This window comes from Rhodococcus sp. NPDC003348 (assembly GCF_053589375.1).
The window spans coordinates 41,909-58,822 of the sequence record NZ_JBSFRT010000026.1; the positions used below are offsets into that span (position 1 = coordinate 41,909).

General features: G+C 70.9%; 17 protein-coding genes. 10 read left to right on the top strand and 7 right to left on the bottom strand.

Annotation, left to right across the window (positions count from 1 at the left end; genetic code table 11):
- Positions 1 to 75: 75 nt before the first annotated feature.
- Complete coding sequence (locus tag ACWDU4_RS17675) at positions 76 to 483, top strand: cold-shock protein (protein WP_450115213.1); 408 nt, start codon at positions 76 to 78, stop codon at positions 481 to 483.
- A 68-nt stretch (positions 484 to 551) separates the two neighbouring features.
- Here ACWDU4_RS17675 and ACWDU4_RS17680 read toward each other — a convergent pair whose 3' ends face one another.
- The 3 genes from ACWDU4_RS17680 to ACWDU4_RS17690 all read right to left on the bottom strand — a co-directional run bounded on the left by ACWDU4_RS17680 (position 552) and on the right by ACWDU4_RS17690 (position 3,630).
- Complete coding sequence (locus ACWDU4_RS17680) at positions 552 to 1,049, bottom strand: DUF2771 family protein (RefSeq protein ID WP_450115214.1); 498 nt, start codon at positions 1,047 to 1,049, stop codon at positions 552 to 554.
- A 48-nt stretch (positions 1,050 to 1,097) separates the two neighbouring features.
- Complete coding sequence (locus ACWDU4_RS17685) at positions 1,098 to 2,759, bottom strand: MFS transporter (protein ID WP_450115215.1); 1,662 nt, start codon at positions 2,757 to 2,759, stop codon at positions 1,098 to 1,100.
- Positions 2,760 to 2,820: 61 nt separating this feature from the next.
- The gene (locus tag ACWDU4_RS17690) at positions 2,821 to 3,630 is read right to left on the bottom strand and encodes a glutaminyl-peptide cyclotransferase (RefSeq protein WP_450115216.1); all 810 of its coding nucleotides are present in this window, start codon (positions 3,628 to 3,630) and stop codon (positions 2,821 to 2,823) included.
- Positions 3,631 to 3,689: 59 nt separating this feature from the next.
- Between ACWDU4_RS17690 and ACWDU4_RS17695 the strand changes: the two genes are divergently transcribed.
- From ACWDU4_RS17695 to ACWDU4_RS17710, 4 genes are read left to right on the top strand one after another with little or no spacing between them, the layout of a single operon-like run.
- A complete protein-coding gene (locus tag ACWDU4_RS17695) occupies positions 3,690 to 4,598 on the top strand; it encodes a DUF3027 domain-containing protein (RefSeq protein WP_450115217.1) in 909 nt (302 codons plus the stop codon).
- The gene (locus ACWDU4_RS17700) at positions 4,595 to 7,369 is read left to right on the top strand and encodes a sacsin N-terminal ATP-binding-like domain-containing protein (RefSeq protein ID WP_450115218.1); all 2,775 of its coding nucleotides are present in this window, start codon (positions 4,595 to 4,597) and stop codon (positions 7,367 to 7,369) included. The genes ACWDU4_RS17695 and ACWDU4_RS17700 overlap by 4 nt, the downstream gene beginning before the upstream one ends.
- A 28-nt stretch (positions 7,370 to 7,397) precedes the next feature.
- The gene (locus ACWDU4_RS17705) at positions 7,398 to 7,958 is read left to right on the top strand and encodes a phosphatase PAP2 family protein (protein WP_450115254.1); all 561 of its coding nucleotides are present in this window, start codon (positions 7,398 to 7,400) and stop codon (positions 7,956 to 7,958) included.
- Between the two features lie 60 nt (positions 7,959 to 8,018).
- Entirely contained in the window at positions 8,019 to 9,914 is a 1,896-nt protein-coding gene (locus tag ACWDU4_RS17710) for a YhgE/Pip family protein (RefSeq protein WP_450115219.1), read from the top strand.
- A 29-nt stretch (positions 9,915 to 9,943) separates the two neighbouring features.
- On the opposite strand, the gene ACWDU4_RS17715 is transcribed toward ACWDU4_RS17710, so the two are convergent.
- Entirely contained in the window at positions 9,944 to 10,192 is a 249-nt protein-coding gene (locus tag ACWDU4_RS17715) for a DUF2530 domain-containing protein (protein ID WP_450115220.1), read from the bottom strand.
- A 98-nt stretch (positions 10,193 to 10,290) separates the two neighbouring features.
- On the opposite strand from ACWDU4_RS17715, the gene ACWDU4_RS17720 reads away from it, so the two are divergent.
- From ACWDU4_RS17720 to ACWDU4_RS17735, 4 genes are all read left to right on the top strand, one after another.
- Entirely contained in the window at positions 10,291 to 11,745 is a 1,455-nt protein-coding gene (locus tag ACWDU4_RS17720; RefSeq protein WP_450115221.1) for an NCS2 family permease, read from the top strand.
- Positions 11,746 to 11,778: 33 nt separating this feature from the next.
- Positions 11,779 to 12,210, top strand: coding sequence for a MarR family winged helix-turn-helix transcriptional regulator (locus tag ACWDU4_RS17725; protein WP_450115222.1), 432 nt, complete (start codon positions 11,779 to 11,781; stop codon positions 12,208 to 12,210).
- 85 nt (positions 12,211 to 12,295) lie between these two features.
- A complete protein-coding gene (locus tag ACWDU4_RS17730) occupies positions 12,296 to 13,099 on the top strand; it encodes a TrmH family RNA methyltransferase (protein ID WP_450115223.1) in 804 nt (267 codons plus the stop codon).
- Entirely contained in the window at positions 13,096 to 13,344 is a 249-nt protein-coding gene (locus ACWDU4_RS17735; RefSeq protein WP_450115224.1) for a DUF2537 domain-containing protein, read from the top strand. Before ACWDU4_RS17730 ends, ACWDU4_RS17735 begins: the two co-directional genes overlap by 4 nt.
- 7 nt (positions 13,345 to 13,351) lie before the next feature.
- Here the strand turns inward: ACWDU4_RS17735 and ACWDU4_RS17740 are convergent, their stop codons facing one another.
- Together ACWDU4_RS17740 and ACWDU4_RS17745 are read right to left on the bottom strand one after the other, a co-directional pair.
- Positions 13,352 to 14,083: a DUF6928 family protein gene (locus ACWDU4_RS17740; RefSeq protein ID WP_450115225.1), complete on the bottom strand. Its 732-nt coding sequence runs from the start codon at positions 14,081 to 14,083 to the stop codon at positions 13,352 to 13,354.
- A gap of 4 nt (positions 14,084 to 14,087) precedes the next feature.
- Entirely contained in the window at positions 14,088 to 15,242 is a 1,155-nt protein-coding gene (locus tag ACWDU4_RS17745; protein ID WP_450115255.1) for an alpha/beta hydrolase, read from the bottom strand.
- Between the two features lie 244 nt (positions 15,243 to 15,486).
- Here ACWDU4_RS17745 and ACWDU4_RS17750 point away from each other — a divergent pair, with 244 nt between their 5' ends.
- The gene (locus tag ACWDU4_RS17750; RefSeq protein ID WP_450115226.1) at positions 15,487 to 15,918 is read left to right on the top strand and encodes a hypothetical protein; all 432 of its coding nucleotides are present in this window, start codon (positions 15,487 to 15,489) and stop codon (positions 15,916 to 15,918) included.
- A 39-nt stretch (positions 15,919 to 15,957) separates the two neighbouring features.
- On the opposite strand, the gene sepH is transcribed toward ACWDU4_RS17750, so the two are convergent.
- On the bottom strand, positions 15,958 to 16,794 hold the full coding sequence (gene sepH, locus ACWDU4_RS17755; RefSeq protein WP_450115227.1) for a septation protein SepH: 837 nt from the start codon (positions 16,792 to 16,794) through the stop codon (positions 15,958 to 15,960).
- Between the last annotated feature and the right edge of the window lie 120 nt (positions 16,795 to 16,914).

Consider the following 16,914-nt stretch of genomic DNA (forward strand, 5'->3'; position numbering starts at 1 on the left):
CCGACCATCGCGTCCCACACACGGTGGGGCGCGTTCGTTTATATGGTCGTTTTACGTGGATGAGCAGGTGACGCGGTGCCTACCGGCAAGGTGAAGTGGTACGACGTTGAAAAGGGCTTCGGCTTCCTCTCCCAGGACGAGGGAGAGGACGTCTACGTCCGGTCGTCGGCGTTGCCCGAGGGGGTCGAGGGCCTCAAGGCCGGCCAACGGGTGGAGTTCGGCATGGCCGCCGGCCGTCGCGGTCCCCAGGCGCTGAGCCTGAAGGTGCTCGATCCGGCGCCGAACCTGCGCCAGACCGGTCGCCGCGACGACGCCGCTCGCAAGCACACCCCCGACGAGCTGCACGGCATGGTCGAGGACATGATCACCCTGCTCGAGGCGAAGGTGCAGCCGGACCTGCGCAAGGGCCGGTACCCGGACCGCAAGACCGCGCAGCGCATCTCCGAGGTGGTCCGCGCCGTCGCCCGGGAACTCGACAGCTGAGTTCGTCCGACTGAACGCGCGGAGCCCCCGGTCACCTGGACCGGGGGCTCCGCTGCTGTTCGGGCCTCTTACTGGACGGCTGCCGGTTCGGGCAGGTCCGGCAGGGTCTGGATCGCCCACACCGGGGCGAAGTCGCGCGACGACGGCTGCTGGATGATCACGCCGAGCAGCTGCTCGTTCTCACGCGTGGGGATCGTCACCGAGTACTTCTCGCCCGCGGTGTAGTCGCGGTATCCCTCGAACACCTCGCCGGTGCGGGGGTCGCCGAACTGGACGTTCAGTCGCCAGTCGCCCTCGGCGATGTCCTTCGGCAACGACAGCTGCAGCGACGAGCCGGCAGGCACCGGAAGGTTGGCGACAGCGAGGTCGGCGCAGCGCATGTTCGCGTCGCAGATCCCGGCGTCGACGTCGACGGTCCGGCCGTGTGCGTACGCGGTCACGGTGGGCAGCTGCTCGGGTGCGTCGCGGACGAGCATCGTGACGACCGCGGCGAGCCCGCCGGCAGCCACCAGCGCCACCACGACCACCGCTGCGAGGATCTTCTTCGTCCGGGCTTGCAAGGTCATCGGTTTCCTTGTTCTCGTTCGTACCCGCCCGGTGTGGCGGGTTCGGTGTCAGTCGGCCCGGGAGCCGGGACCGACGGGTGCTTCCTGGTTCACGTGTTCGGGGCGTTTGCCGCCGAGCCCCGGCAGCAACGTGCGGCCACGGTACGTGAGGAACGTCTGGACCAATCCGAGGACCAGCACCACCGACACGACGGTGAAGCCGATCCAGTACTCGGTGGGCAGCAGGACGCCGAGCGCGCCACCGATGACCCAGCTCAGCTGTAGCACCGTCTCCGAGCGGCCGAATCCGGAGGCGATGGACTCCTCGGGCAGGTCCTGCTGCAACGAGGCGTCGAGGGAGACCTTCGCCAGTGCGCTCGCCGCGGACGCGACGAGCGCGGCCAGGGCCGCGGTGAGCAGGCTGTCGGTGAAGGCCACGAGGATCGCCACCACCGTCACGGCCGCGGTGCACCGCAGCACGACGAGCGCGGGCCGGCCGAGCTTGAGCCGGGCGCCGGTCGCATTGCCGGCGAAGTTGCCGATGCCGGCCGCGGCGCCGACGAGGCCGAGCATCGCGGCCTGCATCCATGGTTCGTGTTCGGTGCGGGACTTCGCGACGAACGCGATGTACAGGGTGAGGAAACCGGTGAGCACGCGGATGGTCCCGTTGCCCCAGAGTCCGGTGATCGTGGCGCGGCCGAGCGGTTGGCGCCGCTTGTCCGGGGCGATCGTCTCCTTCTGCTCGCGGGTGATCACCTCGGTGACGGCGTCGTCGCCGTGGTAGGCGAGGGTCGCCGGGACCTCGCCCTCGGTGACCTCCACCCACGCCGGGATGCGCATGCTCAGGTAGGCGCCGAGAACCGTGATCGCGGCGGTGAACCACAGCACGCCGGTCGAGTGGAAGGCGAACGCGATCGCGCCCGCGATGCCGCCGGCGACGATGGTGCCGCCGATCAGGCCGAACACCGTCAGCCGCGAGTTGGTGCGCACCAGGTCGATGTCCGGGGGCAGCACGCGTGGGGTGACGGCGCTCTTGAGCACCGAGAAGGACTTGCTGAGCACCATCATCCCCAGTGCACAGGGGTACAGCGCCCAACTGTCGAAGTTGAACACCAGCAGCACCGCGAGCACGGTGCGCAGCGCGAACGAGGAGGCCAGCGCGATGCGGCGACCTCGCTGCAGCCGATCCAGGGCCGGGCCGATCAGCGGGGCGATCACCGCGAACGGCGCGATCGTGATCAGCAGGTACAGCGCCACCTTGGTCTTGTCCTCGCCGGTGGCGGCGGAGAAGAACAGGGTGTTGGCCAGTGCGACGGCGACGGCGGCGTCGGTGGCGAAGTTCGCCATCACCGCGTAGGTCAGGTGGGTCAGACCGGACTTGTCGGCGCCGTCGGCGGTCGCGGCCCGGCGGAACGTCGCGATCCCGCGGTTGGTCAGCTCCCGGCTGCGCATCGCCGCGACCCGGGTGACCGTCAGCTTGCGCGGGATCGGCGGCGGCTTCGGGCCACCGGACCGGGACGACGGCCGGATCTGCTCGGTGGGGGGCTCTCCGGCGTCGTTGCCACCGGCGGTTGCGCTCGTGTCCGTCGGGTGCAGCGGCGGCAGCGGTTCGCGGCGTCCGGACGGCCGGCGGGGCGGGTAGTTCGTGTACCCGGGATGCACCGCACCGCGGCCGGCGTCGGCGGCTGCCCGACGCCCGTCGGGTTCGGAGGGGTGGCGCGGTCCGGTCACAGGTCCAATTCTGTCCTAGGAGCCGGACAAACAACCACAGGCCCCGCTGACCGTGGCGCGGTCACGAGACGAAGCGCACATCGAAGATCGCCGGATAGAGCTTGCCGGTGATCAGGAAGCGATCGGTGCCGGGGATCGCGGCGATGCCGTTGAGCACGTCGACGCCCTTCTGTTGCTCCTCGGTCAGCAGCCCCGACGCGTCGATCACCGCCACCACCGCGCCGGTGGCGGGGTCGATCCGCACGATGTCGGTGGTCTGCCACACGTTGGCGTAGACCAGACCGTCCGCGGTGCATTCGAGTTCGTTGAGCCGGTCCACCGGCTCGCCGTCGAGGGTGACCGTGACGGCGCCGACGGAGGCGAACGTCGCCGGGTCGCGGAACGTCAGGGTGGCACTGCCGTCGCTCATCACCAGACGGTCGGGCTGCGCGCACAGGCCCCAGCCCTCGCCGGCGTAGGAGACGCGGGACCGCTCCGCGAGGGTGTCGCGGTCGCGTGCGAACGCGACCCCGTTCCGCCAAGTCAGCTGCCACACGGTGTCCCCTGCGACCGTGATCCCCTCGCCGAACATCCCGTCGGGGAGCGGGACACGGGCACGCTCGACATCGGTGTCGAGGTCGCGCGCAGCAATGTAGGAGCGGCCCACCAGTCCGGTGCCCTCGAGCAGCTCACCGCCCGACACCTCGAGCCCCTGGGTGAACGCCGCGGTGTCGTGTGGTCGGGTGCCCAGGACCTCGACGCGCAGCTGGGGCACCGAACTCGACGATCCGAGCCACGAGGAGCCGCTGTCGTCGGAGGATCCGGCAGCGCAGCCGCCGAGGGTCAGCGCCGTCGCGGCCGCGACGACGCTGAGCAGTCGGTACCGGGTCACGACCCAAGCATGGCAGCCCGAACGGGCACACCACCCACTCGATACGGCAAAATGGGGGTGTGAGTGCGCAGTCTGCCCCCGAGCTTGCCCCCGTGCGTCCCCTTCTGGCCGAGGCCGTGGAGTTCGCACGCCAGGCGCTGACCGACCTCGGTGAGGTGCACATCGGCGCACACCTCGGTGTCACCGCCGAGGACGAGAACACCGCGACCCACCGGTTCGCGGCGACCCTGCCGGGCTACCACGGCTGGCAGTGGGCGGTGGTGCTGTCCGCTCTGCCGGACTCCGATCGGGTGACGGTCAACGAGTCCGCGCTGCTGCCCGGCCCCGACGCCCTCGTCGCCCCCGAATGGCTTCCTTGGGATCAGCGGGTGCGCCCCGGCGATCTCTCGCCCGGGGACCTGCTCGCCCCCCGTGCCCACGATCCGCGACTCGCGCCGGGGTACGTCGCGACCGGCGACCCGGTCGTCGACGACCTGGCCCGCGAGGTCGGGCTGGGACGCAAGACGGTGCTCAGCCTCGAAGGCCGGCTCGACGCCGCGCAGCGGTGGCACGACGGCGACTTCGGCCCCGACTCGGAGATGGCGAAGGCCGCGCCCTCGATCTGCGCCCTGTGCGGGTTCTATCTGCCGCTGGCCGGGTCGCTGCGCGCCGCGTTCGGGGTCTGCGGCAACGAGCTGTCCGCCGACGGTCACGTGGTGCACGCCGAGTACGGCTGCGGCGCCCACTCGGACACCGAGCTGCCCTCCGGCGCCGGAACCCCGCGCTACGACGCCTACGACGACGGCGCGCTCGAGGTCGTCGAGGTACCCAAGCCCGCCGGGACCGGCCCCACCGACGCGGAGACCGGCGAGGCCGCGACAGCCGAGGTCGAGAACGCCGAGCCTGCTGCGGTCGAGGCCGTCGAGCCTGCTGCGGTCGAGGCCGCCGAGGCCGCCGAGACCGGAACGGACACGGCATCGACCGAGTGACCGATCCCTTCGGCACCGACGCGCTGCGGGCCGCGACGCTGCTCGCGTGGACGTCGTCGCCGACGCGGTTGCGGGAGGACGCGGCCACCGAGGCCGACCTCGTGCGCGGCGGCTACCGGGATCGGGTGCTGACCGAGCTGGCCCAGAACGCCGCCGACGCGGCCGAGCGGGCCGGGGTGCCCGGGCGGCTCGAGGTCCGGTTGGACGACGGGGAGTTGCACGTCGCCAACGTGGGTGCGCCGCTGGACGAGGCCGGTGTCCAGGCGCTGTCCGCGCTGCGGGTCTCCGGCAAGAGTGCGGGTGTCGGGCGCTTCGGCGTCGGGTTCACCGCGGTGCTCGCGGTCGGTGACGAGATCGAACTGCGCTCGACGACCGGATCGATCGCGTTCTCTGCGGACCGCACCCGTGACGAGATCGTCCGGGCCGGACTGTCCGAGCCCGAGTCCGGGATCCCGGTGTTGCGACTGGTGTGGCCCATCGACGCGGCTCCCGTCGCCGGGTGCGACACCGAGATCGTGGTGACGCTTCGTTCCGGACTCGACGGGGAGGCGCTCCTCGACGCGATGCCCGGCGAAGCGGTGGACCTGCTGCTGGAACTGCCTGCGCTGCACTCCATCCGAATCGGGGAACGCGAGTTCGCGCGCAGCGAAAGGGATCTCGGTGACGGTCTGACCGAGGTCTCCGTCGGCGACCGCACCTGGTGGCAGTACACCGGACCGTCGGCGCGATGGCTGGTGTCGGTGTCCGGGGGTGCGGTGCGGGCGTCGGACGGTGACGTGCTGCGCGCCCCGACCCGCTCCGACGAGGAACTGTCACTGCCCGCGCTGGTGGTGGCGAACACCGACCTGCAACCCGACCGCCGCCGCATCCTGCCGGGGGCCGCCATCGCACACCTCGCGGACGGATACGCGGAATTCGTTGCGGCGCTGCCGCACTCGCAGCGCCTGGCGTTGGTGCCGCTGCCCGGGTTCGCCCGCGGCGCGGTCGACGAGCAGCTGCGCGAGGCGGTGCTGCGTCAGCTCGCCGACCACCCGTGGCTGCCCGGTGTCGCCGGTCGCGACCTGCGCCCCGGGGACGCGACGATGCTGCCCGGGCTCGGAGACGACCTCGCGGAACTGCTCGTCGACACGGTGCCCGGGTTGCTCGCGCCCGAGATGTCGGGTCCCGGCGGGGTCCGCGCGCTCGCCGCGGTCGGGGTGCACCGGCTCGGTCTCGCCCGTCTCGCGGAGCTGCTCGCCGGCCTCGAACGCGAACCCGCGTGGTGGGGGCGGCTCTACGAGGCGCTGACGCCACTGGTGGTCGACGCCCTCGCGGTCGAGGAACTCGCCGCGATTCCGGTGCCGCTTACCGACGGGCGCACCGTCACCGGTCCGCGGACGGTGGTGCTCGGCCACGACCTCGGGTCCGCGGGGCGCGGCGTGGACTGGATTCGGCTGGTCCATCCCGACGCGGCGCACCCCCTGCTGACCCGGCTGGGTGCCGGCACCGTCGGCGCGCTCGACGTGCTCACCGATCCGGCGTTGCGGGAGCGGATCGAGGATCATGCCGACGGCCCGCCCGGGGCGGACGACTGGCCGGGCGAGAGTGGTGGCGGTGCAACCGAACTCGCGGACGCGGTGCTGCCACTGGTCGAGGCGGCCGCCGCGCAGGGTGCCCTGCCCGGCTGGCTGGGTGCGCTGCCGCTGCCCGACGAGGTGGGCGACGTCCGGCCCGCGGACGAACTGCTGCTGCCGGGCGCACCGCTGGCGACCGTGCTGGACGTGGACTCCCCGTTCGGCACCGTCGCGTCCGCCCTCGTCGAGACACACGGCGCCGAAGCGCTGCGAGCGCTCGGGGTCGGATGGGGGTTCACGGTCCTGCGCGCGGAGCTGCCGACCGGACCCGAGCACGACCTCGACGACGAATCCGACTGGTGGGCGACGCTGCCCGACGACCCCGAGGTGCTGATCGCGGTCCGCGACCTCGATCTGGTGGACCCCGACACCTGGCCCGCCGCGCTGACGCTGCTGGCGTCGCAGCCGGAGACCGCGTCCCTGCTCGCGGACCGGTCCGGGTACACGGCGTGGTGGTTGCGGCGGCACGCGCGCGTGCGGGGTGTCGCGCTGGGATCGCTGCGCGCTCCGGACGACCGCACCTTCGAGGGACTGCTGGACGTGCTGGACCATCCGGACGCCGCGACCCTGTCCGGTGCGTTGGCGGCGGACCGCGTCGAGGGCACCGAGATGGCGGAGCTGTTGCTGGGCCGGCTGGCGGATCCGGATCGGGATCCCGGCCCCGCGGTGGTCGTGCGGGCCCACCGGCTGCTGGCGGAGGCCACCGCGGCCGGGGTACTCGACCTGGACGCGCTGATGCCGCCTGCGCGGGTGCGTGCGATCGACGGCACGGTCGCCGACCCCGCCGAGGCGCTGGTGCTCGACCGGGCGTGGCTGGCGGCCGCGATCCCGGCGGATCGGTTGGTCGTCGGCGACCTGGTGTCGGTGGATGCGCTCGCGGAGCTGCTGGACCTGCCGCCGGCCTCGGAGCGGGTGCGCGGGGAGGTTCTCGGTGTGGGCCGCGCCGGCGACTGGGCGCGTGAACCGGCGGCGGTGCTCGCGTCCGTGGCGTCCGGTCGCGCGTTGCCGTCCGGCGCCGTCGTGCTGCACGAGACGCTGACGGTGCGGCTGTCCGGCGCCGTGGAGGCCGACGTCGAGGTGCCGTGGTGGGTGGACGGGTCGGGCCGAACGCACGTCGACGAACGCAGGCTCGGGCCGGGGGTGACCGGTGGGTGGTGACCCGTTCGACCAGGCGGTCCTCGACCAGATGCTGCGCTGGCGCACGCCGTGGCTGACCGACGTGGTCACCGCGATCACCCATCTCGGTGACACGCTCGTCGCGTCCGTGATCACCACCGCCATCGTGATCGCGCTGCTCGTGCGCGGTCGCCGGGTCGAGGCGGTCATGGTCGGGGGTGCCATGGTCAGCGGGTTCCTGCTGATGAGCGGTCTGAAGCTGGTCTTCGGCCGGGAGCGTCCGCCGTTCCCGGAGCGTCTGGTCGAGGAGGTCACCCACTCGTTCCCGTCCGGGCACGCGATGATGTCGGCGATCCTGGTCTGCGTGGTCGGGGCGACGGTGGTCCGGTTGACCGGTCGGCTCGGCCCGGTCCTGGCCTGCGGGCTCGCGCTGTGGACCGTCTCCATCGGACTGTCGCGGGTGTATCTGGGTGCGCACTGGCTCACCGACGTGCTGGCCGGTTGGCTGCTCGGGATCGCGTGGGCGGCGTTGTGGATCTGGGCCGCGCCGCGGGTCGCCCGGCGCGGTACACCGACCCTCCGCCGACCTGGGCCGACGAGATCTGGCGAATCGGCCCCGGAACGGGACTGAACTCTCTACCCTGACCAACTTGGACGTGTGTCCAGCGGTTTGCCGGGGAGAGAGAAGCCAATGTCGCGACGAATCCATCTGACCCGTATCGCCCTCGCGATGCTGGTCATCGCCCCGTTGGCGCTGCTCGGCTTCTACATGTGGGCGTTGTGGAACCCCGGTGACACCGTCTCGCGGTTGCCGGTCGCCATCGTCAACACCGACGCAGGCGCCGACCTCGACGGCAGCCGGCTGACCGCGGGTGCCGACGTCACCGCCGCGCTCGTCGAGGGCGGCGACGTCAACTGGCACGAGGTGACCCTCGACCAGGCCCGGGAGGGCGTCGAGGACGGCCACTACTACTTCTCGGTCGTCATCCCCGAGGACTTCAGCCGGGACATCGCCAGCGCTGCGAGTGGCGCAGGCGAGAAGGCGCGGCTCGAGGTCGTCTACAACGATCACAACAGCCTGGTCGCGACCCCTGTCGGCGAATCGGTGATGGCGCAGGTGCGTTCCGCGGTCTCGGAGACCATCGGGGAACAGTCCGTGGACCAGGTGCTGCTCGGTCTCGCCGATGTCGGCAAGGGCCTGTCCGACGCCGCCGCGGGTGCGCAGCAGCTCAACGACGGCACCGGTGAGGCCCTCGCCGGGACCACCGAACTGGCCGCGGGCAGCGTCGAACTCTCGAACGGGCTCGGCCAGGCGCATGCGGGCAGCCTCGAACTCGCCGACGGCACCGGGCAGCTGGCGGCAGGTGCGGGGGAGGCCGCCGCCGGCTCGGGTGAGCTCAGTGCCGGGCTCGGACAGCTCGTGGCAGGCACCGATCAGCTCGGGGCCGGGGCGGCGCAGATCAGCGAGGTCATCGACACCGTCGTCGGCCCGCTGGTGGACGCGGTGGTCGCCGCCGGGCTCCCGATCGCGGACGACGACATCGTCGGGCAGCTCCAGCAGCTGCGCGACGGGGCCAGGCAGATTGCGCACGAACTCTCCGATCCGAACGCCGAGTACCGCGGCGGACTGGAAGCGGCCGCCGCGGGCGCCGCAGAACTCAACACCGGTCTCGGCCAGCTCACCGATGGCGCGGGTCAGCTCGACGCGGGTGCGCGCGAGCTCTCGACCGGACTCGGCCAACTCGACGAGGGCGGCGTCCAGCTCCGCGACGGTCTCGGCCAGCTGCTGGACGGCGTCGGTCAACTCGACGCGGGCAGCGCCGAACTCGCGACCGGTCTCGCCGACGGCGCCGGCCAGGTGCCCCAGTTCACCGACGACGAGCGCGTCGCCACCGCGGGCGTCATCTCGTCGCCGGTCACCGTCAGCGCCAAGAACATCGCGCCGGCGGTGGGATTCGGGCCGGGTGCGATCCCGGCGGTGATGTCGGTCCTGCTGTTCCTGATCGGCATCCTCACCTGGTTCGTGGTGCGCCCGCCGCTGCAGCCGCACGGGCGGGTGCACGAGTCGATCATTCGTGAGGGGCTGCGCCGTTACCGGACACCCGCCGTGATCACCGTCGCCGCCGCCGCGCTGATGGCGGTGCTGTCGATGACCGTTGCGAAGGCCGAGCCGCCGAGCGCGCTGGCGCTGTTCGCTGTCATGGTGCTGGTCGGGGCGGCCGCGGTCGCGACGGCCCGGCTGTTCACGGTGGTGTTCGGGGCGGTCGGTGGCACCTTCGTCGGCCTCGGGGCCCTGATGATCCAGATCTTCGCGTTCGGCGCCGTCTACCCGATCGAGCAGATGGCCGCACCCCTGCGGTGGCTCCACGCCCTGATGCCGCTCACATACGCCCGCAACGCGATCCGCATGTCACTCGTCGGCTACTGGGGCCCCCGGTTCTGGCTGGCGATCGCGGTTCTGCTGGTGCTGGTCGCCGGGTCGGTGGCGCTGACCATCTGGTGGCGCAGCCGGCACCGGGACGAGGAGGCCGACGTCAACCCGGATCCCGACACCATCACCGAACGCTTCCCGGTGCCGACCTACTGATCCGGGGCGCGCGTCCGGCCGGAGGGAACTCAGCCGAGCCCGCGTTGCGCGGTCCGGCTGCCACGCCGGGCCGCGCGGCGCTGCAGCAGGAACAGGCCCGAGCCGAGCGCTCCGAGCGCCAGGCCGGCCCAGCAGATCGGCAGCCACGACTCCCACCGGTCGCCCGAGGTCAGGACCACGACCGTGACGACCAGCCAGGCCGCGGCGCCGATCGCGATCACCGGGCGCGGATCGGTCAGGCGATCGGGTAGGAGGGGGTCCTTGCGGGTCTCGTCCACGGACACGACGGTACCGTTGTGCCGGTCACACCGACCGCGTGCCCTAGTCTGCCGGGGGCGAGCATTGTGCTTGCACCCCGGTTACTGAGGAATGGCTGATGGCGGGAACACCGCGGATACTGGACAACTACTTCAAGATCACCGAGCGTGGATCGACGCTGAGCACGGAAGTGCGCGGCGGCCTGGTCACGTTCGTCGCGATGTCCTACATCATCGTGCTGAACCCGCTCATCCTGGGCAGCTTCTCGGCGGAGGACGCCGTCGCGAAGACGGACGTCCTCGGCAACATCCTGCCGGTCAGCCAGGTCGCGGCGGTGACCGCGCTCGTCGCGGGCCTGATGAGCATCCTGTTCGGCATCATCGCGAATTATCCGTTCGCCATTGCCGCCGGCCTCGGCATCAACACCCTCCTCGCGGTGACCATCGCCCCGCAGGTGACGTGGCCGGAGGCCATGGGTCTGGTGGTGATCGACGGCCTCATCATCGTCGCGTTGGCCGTCACGGGGTTCCGGACCGCGGTGTTCAACGCGATCCCCGACGCACTCAAGTCCGCGATCGCCGCCGGTATCGGCATGTTCATCGCGTTCATCGGCTTCGTCGACGCCGGGTTCGTGCGCCGCATCCCGGACGAGGCCAAGACCACGGTGCCGGTTGGGCTCGGCATCAACGGCTCGATCGGGTCGTGGCCGACGGTGGTGTTCGTCTTCGGTGTGCTGGTGATGGGAGTCCTGGTCGCGCGGAAGGTGCGCGGTGGTCTGCTGATCGGCATTGTGGCCACCACGGTGCTCGCGGCCGTGCTCGAGGCGATCTTCGACGTGGGCCCGTCGGCGGGTGTGGACCCGAAGGGCTGGAACCTGAGCGTGCCCGGGCTGCCGGACGTGCTGTTCCAGATGCCGGACCTGTCCCTGGTCGGGAACGTCGACCTGTTCGGCGCGTTCACCCGCATCGGGGTGCTGGCCGCGAGTTTGCTGGTGTTCACCCTGGTGCTGGCCAACTTCTTCGACGCGATGGGCACGATGACCGGGCTCGGCAAGGAGGGCGACCTCGCCGACGAGCACGGCAACCTGCCGAACATCGGCAAGGCACTGGTCGTCGAAGGCACCGGCGCGATCGTCGGCGGCGGAGCCTCGGCGTCGTCGAACACGGTGTTCGCGGAGTCGGCCTCGGGTATCGCGGAGGGCGCGCGGACCGGTCTGGCGAATGTGGTCACCGGCCTGCTGTTCCTGGCCGCGATGTTCCTGACCCCGCTGTACGAGATGGTGCCGATCGAGGCGGCGGCGCCGGCCCTGGTCGTGGTCGGTGCGCTGATGATCGGTCAGGTCCGCGACATCGACTTCTCCCGGTTCGATGTGGCATTGCCTGCGTTCCTGACGATCGTCGTCATGCCGTTCACCTACTCGATCGCCAACGGCATCGGCGTCGGATTCATCACGTGGGTGGTGATTCACGCCGCCAGCGGCAAGTTCAAGCAGATTCATCCGCTGATGTGGGTTGTCGCCGCCCTGTTTGTCGCGTATTTTGCTGTCGGTCCTATAACTGACGCGATTACCTGAACCAGTTGTGTCCCAGTGCCGTATCCTCCGTGAGTGACCTTGGATACACGCTCACTAGCCAGTGATCTCTCCCTGGCCGTCGTGCGCCTGTCGCGGCACCTCCGCGGCCGTCGGGCAGATTCTCCGGTGTCGTTGACTCAGCTCTCCGCGCTCGCCAGCCTGGACGAGCATGGGCCGATGACCCCCGGGGGGCTGGCGGCGAAGGAACGGGTGCAGCCGCCGTCGATGACCCGGGTCATCGCCTCCCTCGCCGAGGCAGGCATGGTCGCTCGCACCCCGCATCCCACGGACGGGCGGCAGATCATCGTTTCCCTGACCGACACCGGTCACGCGCTGCTCGCCGACGAGACCAGCGCGCGGGAAAAGTGGATGACCGACCAGCTGGCGGGACTCGATGCGGAGCAACTGCAGGTCCTTCGTCAGTCGATCGACATCATCGGTGGGTTCGTCAACAACTCCGAGTAGGTGGACACCGCTCGGGAGTGGGGGTTGAAACAGGGGGAGGTCGAGTGGGTCGGGGTGCCCGCTCGCGGTGCGGCAAGATGGTCGCGTGGCTGACGTTATCGACATCGACAATCCTGCGGACCCCAGGCTGGACGACTTCCGGGATCTGAACTCCTCGGACCGTCGACCCGACCTGCCCGACGGGAAGGGCCTCGTCATCGCCGAGGGCGTGCTCGTGGCGCAGCGCCTGTTGTCGTCACGGTTCCAGCCGATCAGCCTGCTCGGGGTCGATCGCCGACTCGACGAACTGTCAGCCGACCTCGACGGCGTCGAGGTGCCGTTCTACCGGACCTCGGCAGAGGTGATGGCGGAGGTTGTCGGGTTCCACCTCAACCGCGGCGTGCTCGCTGCCGCGCATCGTCCGCCCGCCCTCGATCTCGACGCCGTGCTCGAGGGTGCCCGCACCGTCGCGGTGCTCGAGGGAGTCAACGACCACGAGAACATCGGTTCGATGTTCCGAAATGCTGCCGGGCTCGGGGTGGACGCGGTGCTGTTCGGTGACCGCTGCGCAGATCCGCTGTACCGGCGCGCCGTGCGGGTGTCGATGGGACACGTGCTGCGGGTGCCGTTCGCCCGGGTTCCGGAGTGGCCGCACGGGCTTCAGCGGCTGCGGGACAAGGGTTTTCAACTCATCTCCCTGACACCGAACCCCTCGGCGACCACGCTGGCGGAGGCGATGACTGGGGAGAAGGTGGCGTTGCTGCTCGGCGCGGAGGGGCCCGGGCTGTCGGAGTACACGATGCGCAAGACCGATGTCCGGGCCCGGATCCCGATGGCCCCGGGCACCGATTCGCTCAACGTGGCGACGGCGGCGGCGATGGCGTTCTACGAGCGGGTCCGGCTCGGATGAGCGGTCCGGCGCTCGTTGTCGCCGGATTCTCGGCGGTGCTCGTCACCGTGGCGGTGATCGCCTGCGGCACAGCGATGATCGCGGTTCACCCACTGCTCGCCCTCGTGGTGAACGTGGTGGTGGTCGCCGGGGTGGCCCCGACGGTCTGGCAGTGGCGCCAGGTGCCGGTGTGGCGCTGGGTGGTGTACGGCGCGGTCGCGGGTGTCGTGGCCGGTTGGCTCGCGCTGGTGTTCGGCGCCCGCTGAGCGCCCGTCAGCCGGCCAGTCGGCGCCACCACTTGCGCAGTCCCCGGATCTCGGGTTCGTCCGGCGAGGTGAGCGGTTCCTCCCCGGACGCATACAGGGCGAATCCGCACACGGCGAGGTCACCTGCCGAGAGTTCGGCGTCGGGCGTCGGCGGACAGTGGCTGAATCCGAGCCATTGTGCGTTCGCGGCGTCCGCGAACTCGCCGGGATCGAAGGGCAACGACTGGGGGTCGGGGAGCGTGGCGATCGGGTGGTGCGCCGGATGCTCACCCGCCCAGTACTCGCGCTCCCAGACCAGTGGCAGGCCGACGTTCTCGTGGATGAAGGACGAGGTCGCGCTGAACGAGCGACGAAGCGCGCCGCGTTCCCAGTACGCGAACGCACCCCACGGTGTCGCGGCGTCCGCACTGACCAGGTAGGTCCGTTCGGAAGCCAGTGGGCGCGTCCATGATTCGTCGAGCAGTGACGGCTTGTTCAGAGCCAGATTCGGTCCGCACACCACGGTCAGTCCCGGGTAGCTGCCGATGAAGATCTCGCGACCGGTGGGCGCGGCGGAGCCGGCGAGCGGAGCGGAATGCAGTGGCACGGCCACCGTTTCGGGATACATCCGTCCGGCGAGGGCGTGGGCGGCCTCGGCGTCGGGTTCGGGGAGTTCCCGGAGCACCGCGGCGGGGTCGGGGGCGTCGACGTACCAGATCGTTGATGCAGTCGGCCCCACCGCGTACCCCGCTTTCGTCACCTTCCTACGAGGGTACGACGCTCACGCCCGATTTCTCGTCGGCGCACCGTGCGTCCGCCGAGTCGCGGTCGGCGCCGAGGGCTGGGGCGGTGAGCGGATCCACGCCGGGACGGTGCGGCACCGTCCCGAGGAACTCGTCGAGGATCGTCCAGGTGGTGTCCCGTGCTCCGGGGCCGGCGACGAGGCCGAGGTGGCTGCCGGGCACCGCCTCGAACCGGACGTACGGCGACCCGGTCAGCAGGTCGGTGATCGGGGCGACCGCCGCGGCCGGCGCGATCACATCGGTGGTGCCGCCCACGCCCAGCACCGGCACGGTCACGTCGGACAGTGTCACCGTCCGGGACCCGAACCGGAATCGACCTTCCGCCAAGGAGTTTCCGAGGATCAGCTGCGAGCACATCTGGTGGAAGACGCGGGCCGGGTAGCCGGGCATCTCGGCCATGAACCGGTCGATCGCCTCCATCCGTGCGAGGGATTCGGTGTTGCGCAGGTTGCGGGCGACGAACCACGGCTTGAGCAGTTCCCGGTGCGGTGCGGTGGCCCGGTACGTGGCCTGGACGATCGGTGCGGGGAGGCCTCCGAGCATGCGGGTGACCGCCGTCAGCGGGCGTTCCGTCGTGATCCGGCCGATCATCCGCAGTGGACTGATCACGGGGATCCGGGTGTAGTCGACGGGGGTTCCGATCACGGTCACGGAGCGGATCGGAAGGTCGGCGTGGGCGGCGGCGGTGAGCAGTGAGATGGTCCCGCCGAGACTCCAGCCGACGAGATCGACGTCGGCGCCGGCGTGCCGGTCGCTGATGTGACGGAGTGCCTCCGGCACGATGTCGTCGGCCCACGCCTCGAAGCCGAGGTCGCGGTCGGCGGCGGTCATGGTGCCGTAGTCGAGGAGATACGGCGCGTGCTCCCCGTCGGCCAGGTGTGCGGCCAGGCTCTGTCCGGGCCGCAGGTCGTAGCAGGTCGCGGGTACCGCCAGCGGGGGAACGAGCAGGATCGGCCGCGTTCCCGGCGTGGGCTGGGGGCCGAACCGGTACAGGTCGCGGTGCGGGCCGGAGCGGAGCAGTTCGGACGGTGTGTGGCGGATCGGGGCGACGCCCTCGCCCAGCGTGAGCGCCCAGGCGTTGCGGGCGGCGACGGCGACGTCGTCGAGGGCCGGCAGTCCGGCCGTGAGTCGCGTCCAGTCGAGCGTGAGCAACGTTCGTCCCCCTCCAGTAAATGTGACCGAAGGTTACAATAAGTTGCCGGGGGGCGATAGGCGTCCCGGTCGGCGGGGTCGCCCGGAGTCGAAGTCCGGGACCGGAAAACTTGCGGCAGCAGGTGTGGCCCGGCGGGCCATCGGGCACACCAGAGCCATGACACCCATCGGAGGCGGAGCGCACCGGGGGGCCGACATCGGAGGCCGATTGCTCACACACGCCGGCGACCGCGACACCGAAGCCTTCCTCGACGAGGTTGCGTCACTGGTGATGCCCGACGGGGTCCATCACGGCCACTACGGGTGCGTGGTCGACTGGGTGGTGACCGCTCTTGCCCGAGTGGTCGTCGACAAAGTGGATCCCCTGGTCGACGCCGGTGACCTGGTCATCGCCGTCGAGGTGCCGGACGGTCGGATGGTGCCGGTCGATCGGTTGCCCGCACCGGCCTGCCACGTGTGGACCGGTGTCGTCGACGTGCTCACCGGACATGGCGACAAGGTGTCGGCCGATCTCGCGCCGCTGGTGTACGCGACCGCGGAGTCGGGGCAGGCCCGCGCGCTGATCGATGCGGTCGCCTGGCTGGACCAACTCCTCGCCATGCCGTCACCCGAGCCGGATCCGGACGCGGCCGCCGGCTAGTCGAGAGTTGCCGGGACGCGAGCTGATCGACGGGGTCGGCTAGCCGCGTCCACTGCTCCGAACGCCGAGCAGCACGTCGTCCCAGGACGGCAGGTGCGGCTTGCCGCGCTTGTCCTTGCCGCCCTGGTGCTGCGGTGCCTGCCGGGGCTGCGGTGCCTCTTCGTCGCTGTCCCCGACATCGCCGACCGCATCGGCATCGAGGTCGGCCTCGACCTCGGGTTCGGCAGGTCCCTCCGGCTCGTCAGCGAGGGCAGGGGACTCGATCGCGAGGGGCGCGAGACCGCGCAGCGGCCGGCCGAAGTCGGGATCGATCAGGTCGGTTGCCGCAGCGTCCAGCGCGGCGATGGTCCCGCCGTGCGTGTCCGGCTGGTACCGCCAGTGTGCGGCATTGCGGGTGCGGCCCGCCTGCCACTGCAACTGAGCCACCCAATGGCCGTCCTCGTCGCGCCAGGCATCCCAGCTCGCGTCGTCGAGGTTGTGGCCGCGAGCGCGGAAGGCCATCGCCACGATCTCGGCCAGGGTCTGAACGGTCGGGCCGTTGTCCCGAACCGGATGACCGCCCTGCGCCAACTGCGCGGCACGGGCACGCTCGAGCAGGACCGGATGCGCGAACCCTTCGATGCGCTTGATCGAGACGCCCGCCTCGCCGGCGACCTGTTCGACGGTGGCACCGGCCCGGATGCGGGCCTGGATTTCGCGAGGGCGCATCTGGCTCTCGGACTCGATTTCGATCTGCCCGAAACGGGCTATGTCGCCGCGGGATGCGGCTCGCAGCTTGTCGTCGGCGGGGATCCGGAACCGTTCTCCGGTCTCGGGATCGGCGCACACCACGTGCGATCCGCCGGGCTCGAGTCCGATTACGGAGAGCTCTCGCACATTGACCTCCTCATCGCGTCGATTTCGCGACATTGCCCGCGCCGACTGTAATCCACCCGTGATGCCGAGGGGGTGGCGACACGCCACTCCCGGTGAGGTCGTTGCGAACGCGGGGAGCTA

Coding starts and splice junctions, on each gene's coding strand:
- ACWDU4_RS17680 (WP_450115214.1), bottom strand. CDS start 1,049: ATGACCTTGCAAGCCCGGACGAAGAAGATCCTCGCAGCGGTGGTCGTG.
- ACWDU4_RS17735 (WP_450115224.1), top strand. CDS start 13,096: ATGAGCGGTCCGGCGCTCGTTGTCGCCGGATTCTCGGCGGTGCTCGTC.
- ACWDU4_RS17710 (WP_450115219.1), top strand. CDS start 8,019: ATGTCGCGACGAATCCATCTGACCCGTATCGCCCTCGCGATGCTGGTC.
- ACWDU4_RS17705 (WP_450115254.1), top strand. CDS start 7,398: ATGCTGCGCTGGCGCACGCCGTGGCTGACCGACGTGGTCACCGCGATC.
- ACWDU4_RS17720 (WP_450115221.1), top strand. CDS start 10,291: ATGGCGGGAACACCGCGGATACTGGACAACTACTTCAAGATCACCGAG.